16 protein-coding genes are annotated in these 16,949 nt (G+C 40.1%); 15 read left to right on the top strand and 1 reads right to left on the bottom strand.

All coding sequences use genetic code 11. The annotated features are described in order from the left end of the window. Window positions 1-203: 203 nt before the first annotated feature. From D1013_RS04840 to D1013_RS04820, 5 genes are read left to right on the top strand one after another with little or no spacing between them, the layout of a single operon-like run. Window positions 204-2,939: a PSD1 and planctomycete cytochrome C domain-containing protein gene (locus tag D1013_RS04840; protein WP_121847805.1), complete on the top strand. Its 2,736-nt coding sequence runs from the start codon at window positions 204-206 to the stop codon at window positions 2,937-2,939. 10 nt (window positions 2,940-2,949) lie between these two features. Next, window positions 2,950-4,470, top strand: coding sequence for a DUF1501 domain-containing protein (locus tag D1013_RS04835; protein ID WP_240467929.1), 1,521 nt, complete (start codon window positions 2,950-2,952; stop codon window positions 4,468-4,470). A 28-nt stretch (window positions 4,471-4,498) separates the two neighbouring features. Then, entirely contained in the window at window positions 4,499-5,380 is an 882-nt protein-coding gene (locus D1013_RS04830) for a sugar phosphate isomerase/epimerase family protein (RefSeq protein ID WP_121847804.1), read from the top strand. 7 nt (window positions 5,381-5,387) lie between these two features. Beyond that, window positions 5,388-6,776, top strand: a complete 1,389-nt coding sequence (locus D1013_RS04825) for a c-type cytochrome domain-containing protein (RefSeq protein WP_121847803.1) — start codon at window positions 5,388-5,390, stop codon at window positions 6,774-6,776. Window positions 6,777-6,834: 58 nt separating this feature from the next. Next, window positions 6,835-8,265 (top strand): SLC13 family permease, encoded by a 1,431-nt coding sequence (locus D1013_RS04820; protein WP_121847802.1) that lies wholly within the window; start codon window positions 6,835-6,837, stop codon window positions 8,263-8,265. 68 nt (window positions 8,266-8,333) lie between these two features. Here the strand turns inward: D1013_RS04820 and D1013_RS04815 are convergent, their stop codons facing one another. Continuing rightward, window positions 8,334-8,738: a hypothetical protein gene (locus D1013_RS04815; protein ID WP_162987814.1), complete on the bottom strand. Its 405-nt coding sequence runs from the start codon at window positions 8,736-8,738 to the stop codon at window positions 8,334-8,336. A 535-nt stretch (window positions 8,739-9,273) separates the two neighbouring features. Between D1013_RS04815 and D1013_RS04810 the strand changes: the two genes are divergently transcribed. The 10 genes from D1013_RS04810 to D1013_RS04770 all read left to right on the top strand — a co-directional run bounded on the left by D1013_RS04810 (window position 9,274) and on the right by D1013_RS04770 (window position 16,931). Further along, complete coding sequence (locus D1013_RS04810; protein ID WP_121847800.1) at window positions 9,274-11,760, top strand: zinc-dependent metalloprotease; 2,487 nt, start codon at window positions 9,274-9,276, stop codon at window positions 11,758-11,760. 250 nt (window positions 11,761-12,010) lie between these two features. Further along, a complete protein-coding gene (locus tag D1013_RS20275; protein ID WP_162987813.1) occupies window positions 12,011-12,166 on the top strand; it encodes a hypothetical protein in 156 nt (51 codons plus the stop codon). 166 nt (window positions 12,167-12,332) lie between these two features. Next, window positions 12,333-12,782 carry a DUF4890 domain-containing protein gene (locus D1013_RS04805; protein WP_121847799.1) on the top strand — a complete coding sequence of 150 codons (450 nt, stop codon included), beginning with the start codon at window positions 12,333-12,335 and terminating at the stop codon, window positions 12,780-12,782. Between the two features lie 175 nt (window positions 12,783-12,957). Beyond that, a complete protein-coding gene (locus D1013_RS04800) occupies window positions 12,958-13,578 on the top strand; it encodes a Pr6Pr family membrane protein (RefSeq protein ID WP_121847798.1) in 621 nt (206 codons plus the stop codon). 9 nt (window positions 13,579-13,587) lie between these two features. Beyond that, window positions 13,588-14,016: an META domain-containing protein gene (locus D1013_RS04795; protein WP_121847797.1), complete on the top strand. Its 429-nt coding sequence runs from the start codon at window positions 13,588-13,590 to the stop codon at window positions 14,014-14,016. Between the two features lie 30 nt (window positions 14,017-14,046). Beyond that, on the top strand, window positions 14,047-14,433 hold the full coding sequence (locus D1013_RS20455; protein ID WP_192466521.1) for a hypothetical protein: 387 nt from the start codon (window positions 14,047-14,049) through the stop codon (window positions 14,431-14,433). A 75-nt stretch (window positions 14,434-14,508) separates the two neighbouring features. After that, the gene (locus D1013_RS04785; RefSeq protein WP_121847796.1) at window positions 14,509-15,363 is read left to right on the top strand and encodes an HAEPLYID family protein; all 855 of its coding nucleotides are present in this window, start codon (window positions 14,509-14,511) and stop codon (window positions 15,361-15,363) included. Window positions 15,364-15,497: 134 nt separating this feature from the next. Continuing rightward, complete coding sequence (locus D1013_RS04780) at window positions 15,498-15,992, top strand: GNAT family N-acetyltransferase (protein WP_192466522.1); 495 nt, start codon at window positions 15,498-15,500, stop codon at window positions 15,990-15,992. Window positions 15,993-16,083: 91 nt separating this feature from the next. Continuing rightward, window positions 16,084-16,416 (top strand): ArsR/SmtB family transcription factor, encoded by a 333-nt coding sequence (locus D1013_RS04775; protein ID WP_121847794.1) that lies wholly within the window; start codon window positions 16,084-16,086, stop codon window positions 16,414-16,416. 47 nt (window positions 16,417-16,463) lie between these two features. After that, on the top strand, window positions 16,464-16,931 hold the full coding sequence (locus D1013_RS04770) for a DUF6428 family protein (protein WP_121847793.1): 468 nt from the start codon (window positions 16,464-16,466) through the stop codon (window positions 16,929-16,931). Window positions 16,932-16,949: the final 18 nt, after the last annotated feature.

The following is a 16,949-nucleotide window of genomic DNA, read 5'->3' as shown; positions in this document are numbered from 1 at the left end:
GCTACTCTCCGGAGTTTTCCTTTTCCTTAATCAAAACTGAAAACGACTATAATTTTCGTAAATTCCAGCTCATTTTGTTGTAATATCCATACCTAAAAAAGTATTGTCCATTACAATTCTTTTGCTTGACTTTAATTTTAAGCCTCATTAACCAAAGCATTACTTATTGCCTTCTCTGATGGGCAAAAACTTCATTTCTGAAAATGAAAATTGATATACGTAAAATACCATTTTATTGTTGGTTGCTTTTGTTTTCGATAGTCATACAATCCTGTCAAACAAAGGAAATTGTAGATTTTAATGCCCAAATTAAACCCATACTTAACAAAAGATGTATCTCTTGCCACGGGGGAGTTAAGAAAAGTGGTGGGTTTAGTTTATTATTCGAAGAGGAAGCTTTTGCGGCAACTGAATCTGGAGAACCTGCTATTATAAAGGGTAACGCCTCCGCCAGTGAAATGATCAAAAGACTGCATTCAGACGACCCAGAACTTAGAATGCCCTACGAGGCCAAAAAATTACCTGCTGAAGAAATTGAACTTCTCACCAAATGGATTGACCAAGGTGCCAAATGGGGTGAACATTGGGCGTACTCTCTTCCCGAAAAGGTAGAGGTACCTTCCTTTAATTCCGAAGCAAGTTTTATATCAGAAGACGAAACAAGTTTTCTAAAAAACAGTATCGACCATTTTATTTTGGCGAAGTTATCGGATAAAGAGATTTCGCCCAACATGCCCGCTGCAAAGAATATTATTGCCCGAAGGGCTGCTTTAGATATCGTGGGCCTCCCTCCCTCCCAAAGTTTGTTGCAGCAATTTGAATCTGGCTCTATCACCTATGAAGCTATGGTCGACACTCTTTTGAACGATAAGGAATATGGCGAAAAATGGGCCACCTGGTGGTTAGACCTAGCACGATACGCAGATTCAAAGGGTTATGAAAAAGACATGGGCCGAGAAATTTGGAAATACCGCGATTGGGTCATCGATGCTTTTAATTCAGACATGCCCTATGACCAATTTACCATTGAGCAATTGGCCGGTGATTTATTGCCCGAACCATCCGTCGACCAATTAATCGCTACAGCTTTTCACAGAAATACCATGAACAATGACGAAGGCGGCACCGACGATGAAGAGTTTCGTGTGGCAGCGGTCATCGATCGCATCAATACCACTTTTTCGGTCTGGCAAAGTACCACTATGGAATGTGTTCAATGCCACAGTCACCCCTACGACCCTTTTAAGCATAAAGAGTATTTCAACTTAATGGCATTCTTCAACAATTCTAGGGATGAAGATGTGCCGAGTGAATCTCCCATTTTGAAAATGTACACCCCTGAACAACAAATGAAGGTGAACGAAGTGCTTGAATGGGTCTCGAAATATGGTAGTGAATCAATCAGAAAAAAATACAAAGACTTTCTACAATTCACTGAGCCTGTTTACAAGTCACACTTTTTTAAAGATTTCAAGAACAGCGTTTATGATGACCATGCCTCTGTGGTTTATTGGGATGATGGAAGTACCATCATCGAGAACGGATATACCGAGGAATCAAGTTACGTTTACCTTAATTACCGTTCTCATTATGATGGCACCCAAATGACCATCAGAAAAGGGGATGCCAACGGCCCTATTCTTGGACAGTTCATCATTAACAAATCAAAGAATAATACGACCTCGCAATTTCCAATCAAACCCATATCCGAAAAAACGGATATCTACATTGAAACGCAAAATAATTCTGTTGCGAAAGAAGTGAATATCTTGAACCTATACTGGGTAGGGTTTATAACTGACCTACCGGGGAAGGAACAAGCAGGATGGAAAAAGGTGAATTCCGACTTTATGGAACTGCTTAACACCAATCCACCGACGGTTCCTATAATGGCAGAAAACCCCGAGTATATGAAACGAACCACCCAATTGTTCGATAGGGGAAGCTGGTTAACAAAAACAGACACGGTAGAGCCGGGGGTTCCTGAAAGTCTGAACGATTGGAACAGCGACTGGCCCGATAACCGGTTGGGGCTATCAAAATGGATGGTCGATAAAAAGAATCCGCTCACGGCCAGAACTTTGGTAAATAGAGTATGGCATCAAATTTATGGTCGCGGTATTGTTTCAACGGTAGAAGATATTGGTTCGCAATCGGAGCCTCCTTCCCATCCAGCACTTTTAGATTGGTTGGCGCTACGTTTTATGAACGAGATGAATTGGAGCCTTAAAGCTCTTATCAAAGAAATAGTCGTTTCAGGCACCTATCGACAAAGCTCTGAAAGCAATCAGGAAATGTACCGAATCGATCCCGAAAACGAGTTGTATGCCCGCGGGCCTAGAATTCGACTGGGTGCGGAACAGATTAGAGACCAGGCCCTTGCCGTATCAGGAATTTTAAGCGACAAGATGTATGGTCCGGGCGTTATGCCCCCTCAACCGGATGGAGTTTGGCAAACAGTGTACAATGGTGCTAAATGGGTAGAAAGCAAAGGTGAAGACCGCTATCGAAGAGGCGTCTACACCTACTTAAAACGCACAAGCCCCTACCCTTCCTTTTTAACTTTTGATGCCGGTTCAAGAGAAGTATGTACTATTAGAAGAACGGTTACCAATACGCCATTGCAAGCATTGGTCACCCTTAACGATCCCGTGTATCTAGAAGCCTCCTATTATTTGGCAAAAAATAGTATGGATAGTAACGATGTTGAAAAGAGTATAGCCAAGGCCTACGAAAAAGCGACATTTACCAAAATAGAGCCACAGAAATTAGATGCGCTTCAAGAGCTTTATGAAAGCTCATTGCTAGAGTTTAAAACGGATGATACGGCATCTGAAATCTTTCTTCATTTTGAAGAAAGGCCCACTCCTGAGCTAAGTGCGCTTACGGTCGTTGCCAATGCCATAATGAACTTGGATGAATTTTTAACCAAAGCCTAAAACCAGAGAAGTGAAACATCATTCAGATATAGTCAACAGATTACTCAGGGAAAAACTGGAGCGTGAAACGCAGGCAACAACAAGACGCCATTTCATAAAAAGTTGCGCCCAAGGCATGGGCGGGCTCGCTTTAAGCTCCATTTTCATGGGTTGCGACCCTTTATCAAAGCCTAAACCGTTGGCCCAGAACAGTTTTTCTGAACGCGATTTAAACCCGCTATCGACTTTGGCTCCCCACTATGGACCTAAAGTAAAATCGGTTATTTATCTACACATGGCAGGGGCACCGTCACAACTGGAGATGTTCGATTACAAACCGGAACTTCATAAATATGATGGTCAAGATTGTCCGCAATCGTTGTTAGAAGGCAAGAAATTTGCTTTTATTAAAGGTACACCTAAATTGATGGGCCCTCAGGCAGAATTTAAACAAGAGGGTGAATCGGGCAATTGGGTTTCTAATTTTCTTCCCCACTTTAAAAATGTCGTCGATGAAGTTGCCTTTCTCAAGGCTGTACATACCGATCAGTTCAATCACGGCCCCGCGCAATTGTTTATGCACACGGGTAGTCCGCGATTGGGCAGACCTAGTATTGGGGCATGGGCCACCTATGGTCTAGGCTCAGAGAATCAAAACCTACCTGGTTTTGTAGTGCTCACTTCTGGGGGCAACACCCCCGATGCCGGTAAAAGTGTTTGGGGAAGCGGTTTTCTGCCCTCGGTCTATCAAGGCGTACAATGTCGTTCAAAAGGTGACCCTGTACTTTATATCGATGACCCAGATGGTATTTCTAGAAACCTAAAGAAAAACACGATTGATGCCATCAACAAAATCAACAAAGAAGAGTACGCCAAGTACGCAGATCCTGAAATTTTGGCCCGAATCAACCAATACGAAATGGCCTATCGAATGCAAATTGCGGTTCCTGAGGTGATGAATATCAACAACGAGCCAGAGCATATCAAACAAATGTACGGGGTAGAACCGGGCAAAGAGTCTTTTGCCAACAACTGCCTCTTGGCCCGAAAACTGGTTGAAGACGGCGTCCGTTTTGTTCAGCTTTTTGATTGGGGATGGGACACTCACGGAAATGTTCGAGAGGGTTCCATTGATATGGGACTGAGAAATAAATGCCGTGAAATCGATAGGCCTATGACAGCCCTTATTATGGATTTAAAACAAAGAGGCCTTTTAGACGACACTTTAATCGTCTGGGGAGGTGAATTTGGCCGTACGCCCATGCAGGAAAACCGGGGAAACAAAGAAATGGCCTATAAAGGTAGAGACCATCATGGCGATGCCTTTACGATGTGGATGGCCGGTGGGGGCATTAAAAAAGGAGCTTCCCATGGTGCAACCGACGATATTGGCTTTTCCGGTATCGATGGTAGGGTATCGGTTCATGATGTACATGCCACTATTCTACATTTATTGGGCTTCAACCATGAAGAGTTCACCTATGAATTTCAGGGCAGGCCTTTTAGGCTTACCGATGTAGAAGGGGAAATTATCAAAGAGATATTGGCTTAAAGTTCAATTGACACCAAACCGACCAAACATGTTCAAGAAATTAGCACTGGCACTATTGCTGGTTTTTATTACCTCATCTTCAGTTTCGCAAAAAAAGAAAAAAGTCTTATTCTTTCAAACCGATTGGGGGCGCTCCATTTCTTGGGATGCCTTTTGTGAAAAGACCAAAGCCGCAGGCTATGATGGGTTGGAAACCTGGTTTCCGACAAATGAAAAAGATGCTCAAGAACTCAAGGCAGCTTTACTAAAACATGATTTGTTGGTAGGCTTTCTCAATGGCACCAACAAGTCTCTTTTCTTTGAAGAAAGTTTAAAAGCTTATACCGATAATTTTGAAAAAATAGCGGCATGGAAACCCAGCTACATCAACTGCCATACCGGTGGAGATTTTTTAACTTTTGAACAGAACAGTGCTTATATAAAGGCTGCCAATGAGGCCTCAAAAAAATATGACATTCCTATCTATCACGAAACACATCGGGGCAGGTTCAGCTTCAACCTTGTAGACACCAAAAAATACGTGAAAGCAATTCCTGATTTAAAACTAAACTTAGATGTTAGTCATTGGATGGTCGTTCACGAATCGCTTTTAGAAGCGCAGCAAGAAGAATTAAAAGAAATTATCGACCGTTCGTATCATATTCATGCCCGGGTAGGGCATGCCGAAGGTCCACAGGTGAGTGACCCACAGGCTCCAGAATGGAAAAAGGCGGTAGAAAGACATTTGAATATCTGGGAAGAAATTATACGCAAAAAATGGCAGAACCAAGACTATTTTACGGTCACCACCGAATTTGGGCCACCTGATTATATGCCCACCCTGCCCTATTCACATTTGCCCGTAACAGACCAATGGCAGGCCAATGTGTACATGATGCAAGCATTGAAAAAACGATTAAACCTAGAGTAGTTTCTTTATGGAAATGATACAACAACTGCTCGGTCGCCTACACCCTCTAATAGTACATTTGCCCATTGGCTTCATCATGTTGGCCCTTCTGCTGCAATGGTACGACCGCAAACAAAAAGAGTGGTCAAAGCTTCTTTCTCTCATCTATTTTTGGGCTGGCGTAACAGCCGTTTTGGCATGTATAACAGGCTATTTACAATATCAAGGCGAAGGTTATTCTTTTGATTCAGTTAAATGGCATTTATGGTCGGGAATAGTAACGGCTCTTTTCTGTTTTGTCATGCACCTCAGATTAGCGCCCAAGAATTTTTCCGGTTTTATGGCAAAAGCACCTTTGTCAATCTTGGGTATCGTGGCTTTTCTATTGATTTCCTTTACGGGGCACCAAGGTGGTAACATTACCCATGGCGAAGATTATTTGATTGGGCCTCTACCCAACTCGGTGAAATCGTTATTGGGTTATGAAGTCATCGAAGAAAAAGAACTGGTTCTTACCGAAGATAATTGGGAAGAGGCGCTTGTGTATGAAGATGTCATACAACCTATTTTAAATAGTAAATGCGTTAGTTGCCATAATCCTAAAAAAACAAAAGGAGAACTATTATTGCATTCAAAGGAAGGTATTCTAAAGGGGGGTGAAAGCGGTGATGTACTGGCCATGCATAGCGATGAAAGTGAACTTTACAACCGTATGGTGCTACCTATGGATGATGATGGCCATATGCCACCGGAAGGGAAAAAGCAGCCTACCAAAGAAGAAATTAAACTTATTGCAGCTTGGATGGATGTCGGGCACCCCATGAAAGGTACGGTCAAAGAAAATAAACTTAAAAAAGACTTATTCACCTCCTTCTTTCCAACAAAAACATACACGGGACACCCAGAAATGGAAATTGCCGAAGCTTCAAAAGACAGCATTCAAAAGATTGAAGATTATGGAATTTATGTGGACCCTATCAGTGAATCGACCCACTTTTTAAGTGTTTCCTGTATTAACAAGCCCACTTTTAAAGATTCTGATTTTGAGCGATTACTTTCCATAAAACAACAGATTGCGCAACTTGACTTGGGCGGTACCGAAGTGAGCGACGCCATTTTTACTCAATTGGCACAACTTCCGAATCTATCAATTTTAAAGCTAGACGACACAAAAATTACGGGTTCGCAAATTGACCAATTGAATGTGCTTAATCACCTCCGCTCAATTAACCTTACAGGCAGTAATTTCAATCGAGATGTACAGTTGTTTTCTTCTTTTAAGAATTTAGAAAGGGTATACCTGTATAAGACAGAAGTTGACCAGAACGGACCTAAAAGTTTAAATGACGGACGACTTGTTTTAGAATACGGTAATTACCAGTTACCTACAATTCCCTCAGATTCTATCATCTATTAAAAATCAAGCTTTTAAAAGCAAAAGAAAAAACATAGCTTAGGGGCATTAACAACCAACTATGGACTTAAGCAAAAGAATAGGGCTTTTTACTGGGCCCATCCTATTTTTCATCATTTTAGGCCTTCCGTTTGAAATGATTTCTGAAAACGGAGACATGGTAATCGCCGTTGCCGTTTGGATGGTTACTTGGTGGATTACCGAAGCCGTAAGCATTTCAGTCACCGCCCTGTTGCCCCTACTGTTTTTCCCGATTCTAAAAATCATGGAAATCGATGATGTAGGCGCCAACTACGGAAGCCCCATCATCTTTCTATTTTTTGGTGGCTTCGTACTCGCTTTGGCCCTTGAGAAAGTTAATCTTCATAAACGAATCGCCCTAAATATCATAAGAATTACTGGTACTACGCCTAACAAAGTGGTTCTTGGTTTTATGATTGCCACCGCTTCTCTAAGTATGTGGATCAGTAACACCGCCACGACGGTCGTGATGCTACCCATAGCCATGTCGGTAATCGGTCTTTTAGTGAATGATGAAGATGGATTTACCAAAGATGACAGAAACTTCGCCTTGAGCGTTATGCTGGGTATTGCTTTTTCAGCCAATGCCGGTGGAGTGGCGACCGTTATTGGAACACCACCCAATTCGGTCATGATCGGGCTTCTTGAAAACGAGTACAACATTGAAATCTCTTTTCTAAAATGGATGATTATAGGCGTACCGTTTTCAGCGCTGATGATTTGGATCAGTTATTTGGTATTGGTCAAATGGATGTATCCCAACAAACAACTCAAATTCACTGCTTCAAGGGAAGTTATTGATCAAGAATTGAGAAAATTGGGACCGATGAGCGGAAAAGAAAAGATGGTACTCGGCATCTTTGGGGTAACCGTTTTTCTATGGATTTTCAGAACCGTCATTAATGGTATATTTCCTGTTTTAAAACTGAATGATACCATGATCAGCATTACTGCGGCCATCGCCATGTTCTCTATTCCCTATAATCTTAAAAAAGGGGATTTTATCATCGAGTGGAAAGATACTTCAAAACTGGCATGGGGTATTCTAATCTTGTTCGGTGGTGGCTTGGCCCTTGCAAAAGGAATGTCGGTAAGCGGTATTGTTGATATGGTGTCAGCGGCCATTGGTGAAAGCGATATAAGCATCTTCTTGACCGCTGTACTTTTGATAACCCTTATGCTTTTTATGACAGAGCTCATGAGCAATGTAGCCCTTATCGCCGTACTAGCGCCTGTGGTTGCAGGTATTGCCATAGGTTTAGACCTTCCTATTCTTTATTTGCTCATTCCGGTTACCATTGCAAGTAGCTGCGCTTTTATGCTGCCCATGGCGACACCGCCGAATGCCATTGTATTTGCAAGCGGCTATGTAAAAGTAAGCGAAATGGCCCGTGTGGGGGTGGTGTTGAACCTTATCGCTATTTCTATTCTTGTGATTATGTTTCAGTTTGTGCTACCGTTGGTATTTTGACTTCCAAAAAAGAAAACCCCTGCCTTTTCGGGCAGGGGTTTAATAGCTTATTCAAATAAGGAGGCGAATTATCTCTTTATATACGGATTAAAACCCTCCGGTAGATGTTCTTGGGTGTCAAAATTTAAACTTATTTCATCATTCGCGTCGATGTAGTTGAAATCAAAGACATTTGAAGGAAATGCATAGGCATCAAACTTTTTTGGTAAGTACTTTTTAGTATTCAACTTCAAGGCCTCTTCCTCTTCTATATAAACAACCGATTTCAAATCAACATACATTTTATAAGGATTAAAATCTTCTGGCAAATATTCGGCAGTATCAAAGCCCAATTCAAAATCGGTATCTTCTTCAATATAATCGACAGAGCTGATTACTAATTCATCTCTCTCACTAACCGGGTTGTTGGCAAATGCTGCACTTACCAAACTAATACCCATTAACAGACTTATTTTTAATTTCTTGCTGTTCATAACATTGTAGGTTTGTTGTATGAGTTTATATAACGCCTCAGTTTCCCTTTATTGCACTATCCGTTTTTGGGTAATCCGGCTAGAATCTGCCTAAAAGTGAATTTGTTAAAATAATAGCGTGTATATAGCGAACATCATATTTTGTCCTTGAAGTTTTTAAGCTTTCCGCATAAATAGTTCTCTATTTTTATTTCACTTTTTTTAAGAATTTTCAACGTTTTTAGAAAACAAGTTATTGTTTAGCAGTCATTTATCGATATTTTTAAGTTTTCATCAGGTCCTTAATAAATAAAGCCACCGCTTTGCGATGGCTTTATCCCCGACTAATCCAAATAATTAAAATGATAATTATCTATCTACAAGACTCATTTTCAAACAAAATGTTACAAAACTCGTCGCTTAAAACGGAAATAATCTACCTCAAATATCAGAATACTGAAATGTTGAGCTTATGATTTAGTTAACAAAGACTTAAATTATTTTTTCGGTTATTTGACGCTACTACTCAATAATATTGACCAAACTCTTTATTTACATGCTAAGAAAAAGTATCACCGCCTTTCTATTGTTAATTACGGCCCTTTCTGCCGCACCGCTAGAAGCTCAAATTTTTAAGAAGAAGTCAGACAAGTCTGAAAAAAAAGAAGAGGATAAAGACGAGAAAATAAAACCTTACGATAAGGTGATTACTAAAGACGCCGTCACCGACCAAGGGCTCTTTAACATACACGTTGTAAAAGACGAACACTTCTACGAAATACCCGACTCCCTTTTCAATAAAGAAATGTTGATGGTCAGCCGAATTTCAAAAACAGCAACGGGCATCGGTTTTGGCGGAGGTAAAATAAATACGCAGGTCTTAAGGTGGGAGAAAAAGCCTAAAAAAGTACTGTTGCGAGTAGTTAGCCATAATATTTATGCCGCCGACTCATTGCCCATTCATGAGGCAGTGGTCAATTCTAACTTTGAACCCGTACTATTCGCTTTCGACATTAAGGCAATAAAGAAAGATTCGGCCAACCCTGCTACGGTCATACAGGTCAATGAATTTCTTGAAAAGGATGTTCCGGCCATTGGAATGCCCGATGGCTACCGAGAAAATTATAAAGTTTCCCGCTTAGATGAACCGAGAAGCTACATTGAAACAATTAAGAGCTACCCTCTCAACGTTGAGGCCCGTCACGTCAAAACTTATTTGGCAAAAGAGCCGCCCAGCAATGGAAGTTTGGGTTCCATCTCGATCGAGATTAACAATTCGATGATTCTTCTACCTGAAAAACCGATGAGAAGAAGGTATTTTGATGAACGTGTAGGTTGGTTCACTAGCGGACAGACCGATTATGGTCTAGACGTTCAAGAAAGTAAAACCGTAACCTTTTTAGACCGGTGGCGTTTAGAGGTAAAAGAAGAAGACTTGGAAAAATTCAAGCAGGGCGAACTGGTAGAGCCCAAAAAGCAAATCGTTTACTATGTAGACAGGGCGACGCCAAAAAAATGGGTTCCTTTTATCAAGCAAGGTATTGAAGATTGGCAAAAAGCATTTGAAGAAGCCGGTTTCAAAAATGCGATTATTGCCAAAGACCCTCCATCTACCGAAGAGGATCCCGAATGGTCTCCAGAAGATGTAAGATATTCCGTGGTGCGCTATCTGGCATCACCGATTCCAAATGCCAACGGCCCACACGTAAGTGACCCGCGCAGTGGCGAAATTTTGGAGTCGGACATTAATTGGTACCATAATGTAATGACCCTGCTTCGTAATTGGTACTTCGTGCAAACTGCGGCCATAAATGATAATGCGAGAAGTGTCGCCTTTAAAGATGAAATCATGGGTCGGTTGATACGATTTGTATCGGCTCATGAAGTGGGTCACACCTTAGGTCTGCCCCATAACATGGGTAGTAGTGTTGCCTACCCGGTAGACTCACTTCGCTCCCCTTCTTTTACAAAAAAATATGGAACGGCTCCTTCTATTATGGATTATGCCCGTTTCAATTACATAGCGCAGCCAGAAGATGGCGATGTTGCCCTCATGCCCGATATTGGTATTTATGACAAATATGCCATTAAATGGGGCTATAGGCCGATTCTTGACAAAACGAAAGAAGAAGAAAATAAAATTTTGGATCAATGGATATTAGCGCATGCCGGCGACCCTCTTTATCGGTTCGGACATCAACAAGTGGGCGATATCGTTGACCCTAGCTCACAAACTGAAGACTTGGGTGATGATGCCATTAAGGCTAGCGCCTACGGAATTGAAAATTTGAAAAGAATTGTTCCTAATCTTATCACATGGACAAAAGAAGAAGGTAAAACCTATGAAGACCTTGACAAACTTTACGGCCAAGTAATTGCCCAATTCAATCGATACATGGGTCATGTATCCAACAATATTGGCGGGGTCTATGAACACCACAAAACATATGATCAAGACGGAGCGGTCTACACGCCCGTCAGTAAAGAACACCAAGCCAATTGTATTGCTTTTCTCAATAAAGAACTTTTCAAAACCCCAACGTGGCTACTCGACCAAAACATTTTTAACAAAGTACAATATTCGGGCTATTTAAACGACGTTCGTACGATGCAAGTGCGCACCTTGAATACCATTCTTAGTTTGGGTAAAATACAAAGGATAATAGAAAATGAAACGGCAAATGGTGCCGAGGCCTATGACCTTATAACCCTAATGAGCGATTTACGATCCAGTATTTGGTCAGAATTAAGAAATGGAAAGACTATTGATACATATAGACGAAATTTACAAAAGGCCTATGTTGATAGGCTAGCCTATTTAATGACTGCTGAAAACCAGGGCAAGCAACCTGATTTCGGAGGATATCAAAAATCTACCATTGTCAACACCAGTCAGTCTGATATTCGTTCCATCGCCAGGGCCGAACTGGCCTATCTGCAACGAATGGCCAAAAGTGCTATCAACAGAACGGGCGATAGTATGAGCAAATATCATTTACAAGATGTTGAGCGAAGAATAGATTTGATTCTGAACCCCGAATAGATTCTTTACTAAATTGATTAAAAACAAAGCTACCTGTGAACAAACTTCACAGGTAGCTTTTTCAATTATACCACAAACAACCCTACTTAAAATTGTAAAATATCGATGAAATACCTATCTCATCGATGTAGGAAATACCCTAACCACATTTTCAAGGTATTTGACAACACAAACCACCCCCTACGCAACAACTCAAATTTTTGCGCTCTTGTTTTGCCTAATTTAGTACCAGAATTAAAAAACACATCCCATGTCTGAAAGATTAAAAAGTTCCCTGTACTTAGCCGCCTTTATCTTAGCATCTATAATTTATTATAACGAAACCAATGCCGAACAGGCACCTGAAGCTACCCAAATGGCTTCAGCCGATATAGAACAAGTCTCAAATGCCGAAGTGGTAGATTAAGACATATAGCAAGAACGACCTACTTATTCAAGGGTGTGATTTTCACACCCTTTTTTTGTACCCAAAATTTCTTAAAGCCTGTTAAACAAGTAATAAAAAGAGTTGAATGATTAAACCTACGGAGTTTTGCAATGTCTTATCATCGTTAACTTTAAAAATTAGACTAATGAAAAGAGCAATTTTAATTGTAATGTGCTTCATGGGCTTGAGCGCTATAGCTCAAAGAGGCGAAAACTCACATCGAGATACTTTCAAAGACCTTACCCCAGAACAGATGGCGACCCTTCAAACCAAAAGAATGACCTTGGCGCTTGATTTGGATGAAAAACAACAGTCCAAAATAAAAGCTATCAACTTGGAACAGGCCCAATCAAGAAAGGCTAAGATGGAAGAACGCAAAGCGGCCAGAGAATCAGGCGAATCTAAAAAACCCACTGCAGAAGAAAGATACGCCATGCAAAACGAACGTCTTGATAAGATGATTGCCCATAAGGCAGAGATGAAAAATATTCTTTCTGCTGAGCAATACCAAAGGTGGGAAAAAATGATGCAACATAAAGGCAAAAGAATGAAGAAGCGAATAGGAGACCGAAAAGAACGCCATTCTAAAAGATAGACCACATTATCAACTACCGCCGACTTAGGCGGTTTTTTTATATCCGGTTACTAAGCCGAGTTAGTTTCAGTACTATTTCTATAAAATGCATACCGTTCAGCTAAAACAATTAATTAAAAGTTGTCAAAATCAATTGAACTCTTAATTTTAGTGTGCACTGGAGAAATAACGGCTAATGCAAAAAAGAGCAGATATTTTAGGATTGCTTCTGGGGTGGTTTGCCATAATTGCGCAATTCCTTTTAATGATACAGAACAGGCAAGCCGAGGTTTTAGAGTCTATCATTCGATTTTTCAGTTATTTTACCATACTTACAAATTTACTGGCAACCATCTTCTTCACTGTAAGATTGACCGGTTTTAAGAAGAAACCTTTCCTTTTTTTATGGTCACCAGGCGCTTTGACAGCCATTACATCATTTATTTTAATTGTAGGTCTGGTGTATCAAACGGTATTGCGTTCCATTTGGGAACCGACCGGGTTGCAACAATTGGTCGATGAGCTTTTACACACCATCAATCCTTTATTTGTCTTGGTCTACTGGATTCTCTTTGTAGAGAAAAAAGATTTGGTGATCAAAGCGCTTCTGTCTTGGCTCTGGTATCCTATCATATTTCTTGTTTATACCCTAATACGCGGTCGTTTTACCAATTTTTACCCTTACCCGTTTCTAAATGTTGATAATTTGGGCTATACCAGAGTTCTTCTGAATGTGACCATAATTGTAGCGGTCACTTTAACTATTTTTGCACTACTCTTGAATGTTGGTAGGTGGCTACTTCAAAAAAGAGATTAAAAAAAATATATGAAATCACTATATCGATTATTGATTGCTTGTTCTATGATTATGGTAAGTTCCTGCGGGCCGCAAAAGCAAATAGCGTCTGAACAGTTGTACGCTTCGGCCTGGGAATTGGAATATATAACAGGACCTAGAATTGCATTTGAAGGGCTTTATCCTGATAAGAAACCGCAAATAACTTTCGATAAGGAAGAAGGAAAAGCAAGTGGAACCAACAGTTGCAATGGCTATTCAGCAGATTTCAGCATAGATGGTAAATCTTTGAAATTTGGAGCGCCTGGCCCAACAACCATGATGTACTGTGGCGAAGGGGAAAAAGTCTTCTTAAATACTATAAAGCAGATTGATTCATACCGTTTTACAGAAGAAGGTAAATTAGAATTGATCCAAGGCGACATCGCCATGATGCGTTTTAAAAAAGCTAGCAAATAATACTCTTACCGTCGAACTTGAATATTGTTGATGCTCTCAAGGTTAAGAAATAATGGTTTAGTTAAGTTCTTGTGGGCCATCATGGGCCTATACCTTCTTAACATTAGTATTGATGCGGCAGACCCGCATCCAAATCATATTCCTGAAAACCTTTCCATCAATGACCAAGAAAGTATTGTCGAGATTGTAGTCGAACAATTATTGGGTTTCGAGAATGCCTTTGAAGAATATGATGATAACGACAGTGACGACCATAATTCAGAGTCGAATGCGCAGCTGAAGGTCAAGTTTTTCGTTCAATCTACCTCCAAGACCTTGCTTCATATTTCACTTAGGCATAAAATCATTCTCAAATCGACTAAAAAACTTTTTCCGCAAGATTTTTTCAAAGTAGAATCCCCTCCGCCCGAAGTTTAATCTTTTCTAGGCCCTATTAAACGCCTGTTCGTACCGAATGGGCCAACATACTATTTTTTACTTAAAAGATTAAACATGAATATTAAACTAATATTGATGGCGACTTTATTGCTGCCATTGAGCTATACTATACATGCCCAAATTGAAAATTCTACGAAAGACAGCTTATATATAAATGAAATTGAATCGGCAAAAAATCCACCTGCGAAGGTGTTGCATGCCGAACCTCTTTACATCGATTTAATAAGGGATTTAGGGGCAAGGAAGGGAGAGAAAGAATGGAATATTGGTCTCGGCCTTACCGACAACCTTAAATTTGATTCTTATGAGGCTCTTGTAGAATATGAATGGGCACCTATTGACCGACTTGGTCTAGAGGTTGAGTTACCCTTCACTTTTTATTCGAGATTGAACGGAACCGAACGATTAGAAGTACCTGCCAACAGATTGAACAGTCTAAAGGTGGCAGCCCAATGGACTTTTCTTGTCAACGAAGCAAAAGCCCTATCAATGGCCATAGGCTACATCAATGAATTTGAACTCTCCGATTTTGAAAATTTTGGAAATCCATTAATAAACGCCAATGTTTATAATCCGTTCTTGGTTATGGCTAAACGTTGGGGCTCCAATTTTCATTCATTGGTCTATACCGGCCCGAAATTAGAGCACTCCCTTAGTTCAGGTATCGTACACACTACCTTTGAAGTGAACACCAATGTGCATTACATGATCAGTGGAACTAGAAATTTTATTGGTATCGAATTTAACAAAAGCTTTGACGAGAAAGATTTTGATATGACCATGAGACCACAAATGCGCGTGGGCATTGCCGACCACCTAATGGTCGGTATTGTTGTTGGCGTACCGGTAAGCCGCGAAAATGAACGTTTTAGTTCTTTTCTTAGATTAATTTGGGAACCAGGCCATTAATACAAAAACCGGCTGCCAACTTTTGGCAGTCGGTTTTTCTTTTGAAAAACTTCAGATAGACTTTGAAAAATATAATTTACCTTGAGCCTAGGTTATGTGAGTCTTCAGAAAATAAGCCATTTTAAATTGATTACATGCAGATAAGAGATGCCCAAGAGAAAGATATACGGTCAATTCTTGAAATTATAAATTTTGAGATTTTGAATACTACGGCACTTTACCATTATGAACCTAGAACTTTGAATCAACAATTAGAATGGTTCAAGGATAAAAAGAAATCAAACTTTCCTGTACTAGTTGCCGAAGACGAAAGTGGTATCATCGGTTTTGGCTCTTATGGCACCTTCAGGCCCTGGGCGGCCTATCAATTTAGCGTAGAACATTCTATTTATGTACACAAAGATTCTCAAGGCAAAGGGGTCGGTAAGGTTTTAATGTCTGAATTGATTAAGAGAGCCAAACAAGAAGGATACCATACAATGCTGGCAGGAGTTGACGCCTCTAATGAAGCCAGCGTGGCTTTTCACAAAAAGTTTGGTTTTAAAGAAGTCGGCATTTTCAAGCAGGTCGGGTATAAATTTGATAAATGGCTCGACCTCAATTTTTTACAGCTACTTCTCAAAGAGTGAAATCAAAGCACAAAGGTTTTAAAATAAATTTTCTAAAATAATTTTCTTTCCATTTCATTTAATCGTAATATTGCAATATACAAATTAAATAATGGGACTAGCTAAAACAGAAATATTCACTGACGAACAAAATCAAATAGCCTTATTCGCCAAAGTATTTGGGCATCCTGCTCGTGTTGCCATATTGCAACAACTTTTTAAACTGGACACCTGCATTTGTGGTGACCTAGTAGAAGAAATTGGCTTGGCTCAACCCACGATTTCCCAACATTTGAAAGAACTTAAAAATTTAGGTTTGATCAAGGGTAATGTTGAAGGTACAAGCGTGTGCTATTGTATCGACAAACAAAACTGGTCTGAAATGAAGAACACAATGTTACAATTTTTGAATCAAGATATAACCTTACAATCAGACTGCTGTTAAAAAAATTTGAATCATTTAATCGTAAAATCGCAATAAACAAATAAAATATGAAGCTCTCAGAAATAAAGAAGCACTTAAAAAGCCTTGACCAAATAGCTTTTCTATTGCCTAACGGAGAATTGGTACCCAGTCATTTTCACGTAACAGAGGTGGGCAAAATCACTAAACACTTTATTGATTGTGGAGGAACGGTAAGAAATGAGGTAGTCGTAAATTTTCAATTATGGAATGCCGATGATTATAATCACCGCTTGCACCCAGAGAAACTCACTCATATTATTGAACTCTCAGAAGAAAAATTGGGCATTGGTGACCTTGAAATCGAAGTAGAATACCAAGGCCGAACTATAGAAAAATTCGCTCTCGAATTTGATGGTAGTAATTTTCTACTAACATCAAAACAAACCGACTGTTTGGCTAAAGAAAACTGTGGAATACCTGAGAAGAAACCCAAGTTAAACTTTTCAGAGCTACAAACCGGTAATTCTTGCACCCCAGGTGGCGGCTGTTGCTAACACCATAACCGAAAATTA

The sequence above is a fragment of the Euzebyella marina genome (genome assembly GCF_003687485.1).
GTDB lineage: Bacteria > Bacteroidota > Bacteroidia > Flavobacteriales > Flavobacteriaceae > Euzebyella > Euzebyella marina.
The sequence above is the reverse complement of the archived record's forward strand: the minus strand, read 5'-3'. Positions and strand labels throughout refer to the sequence as shown.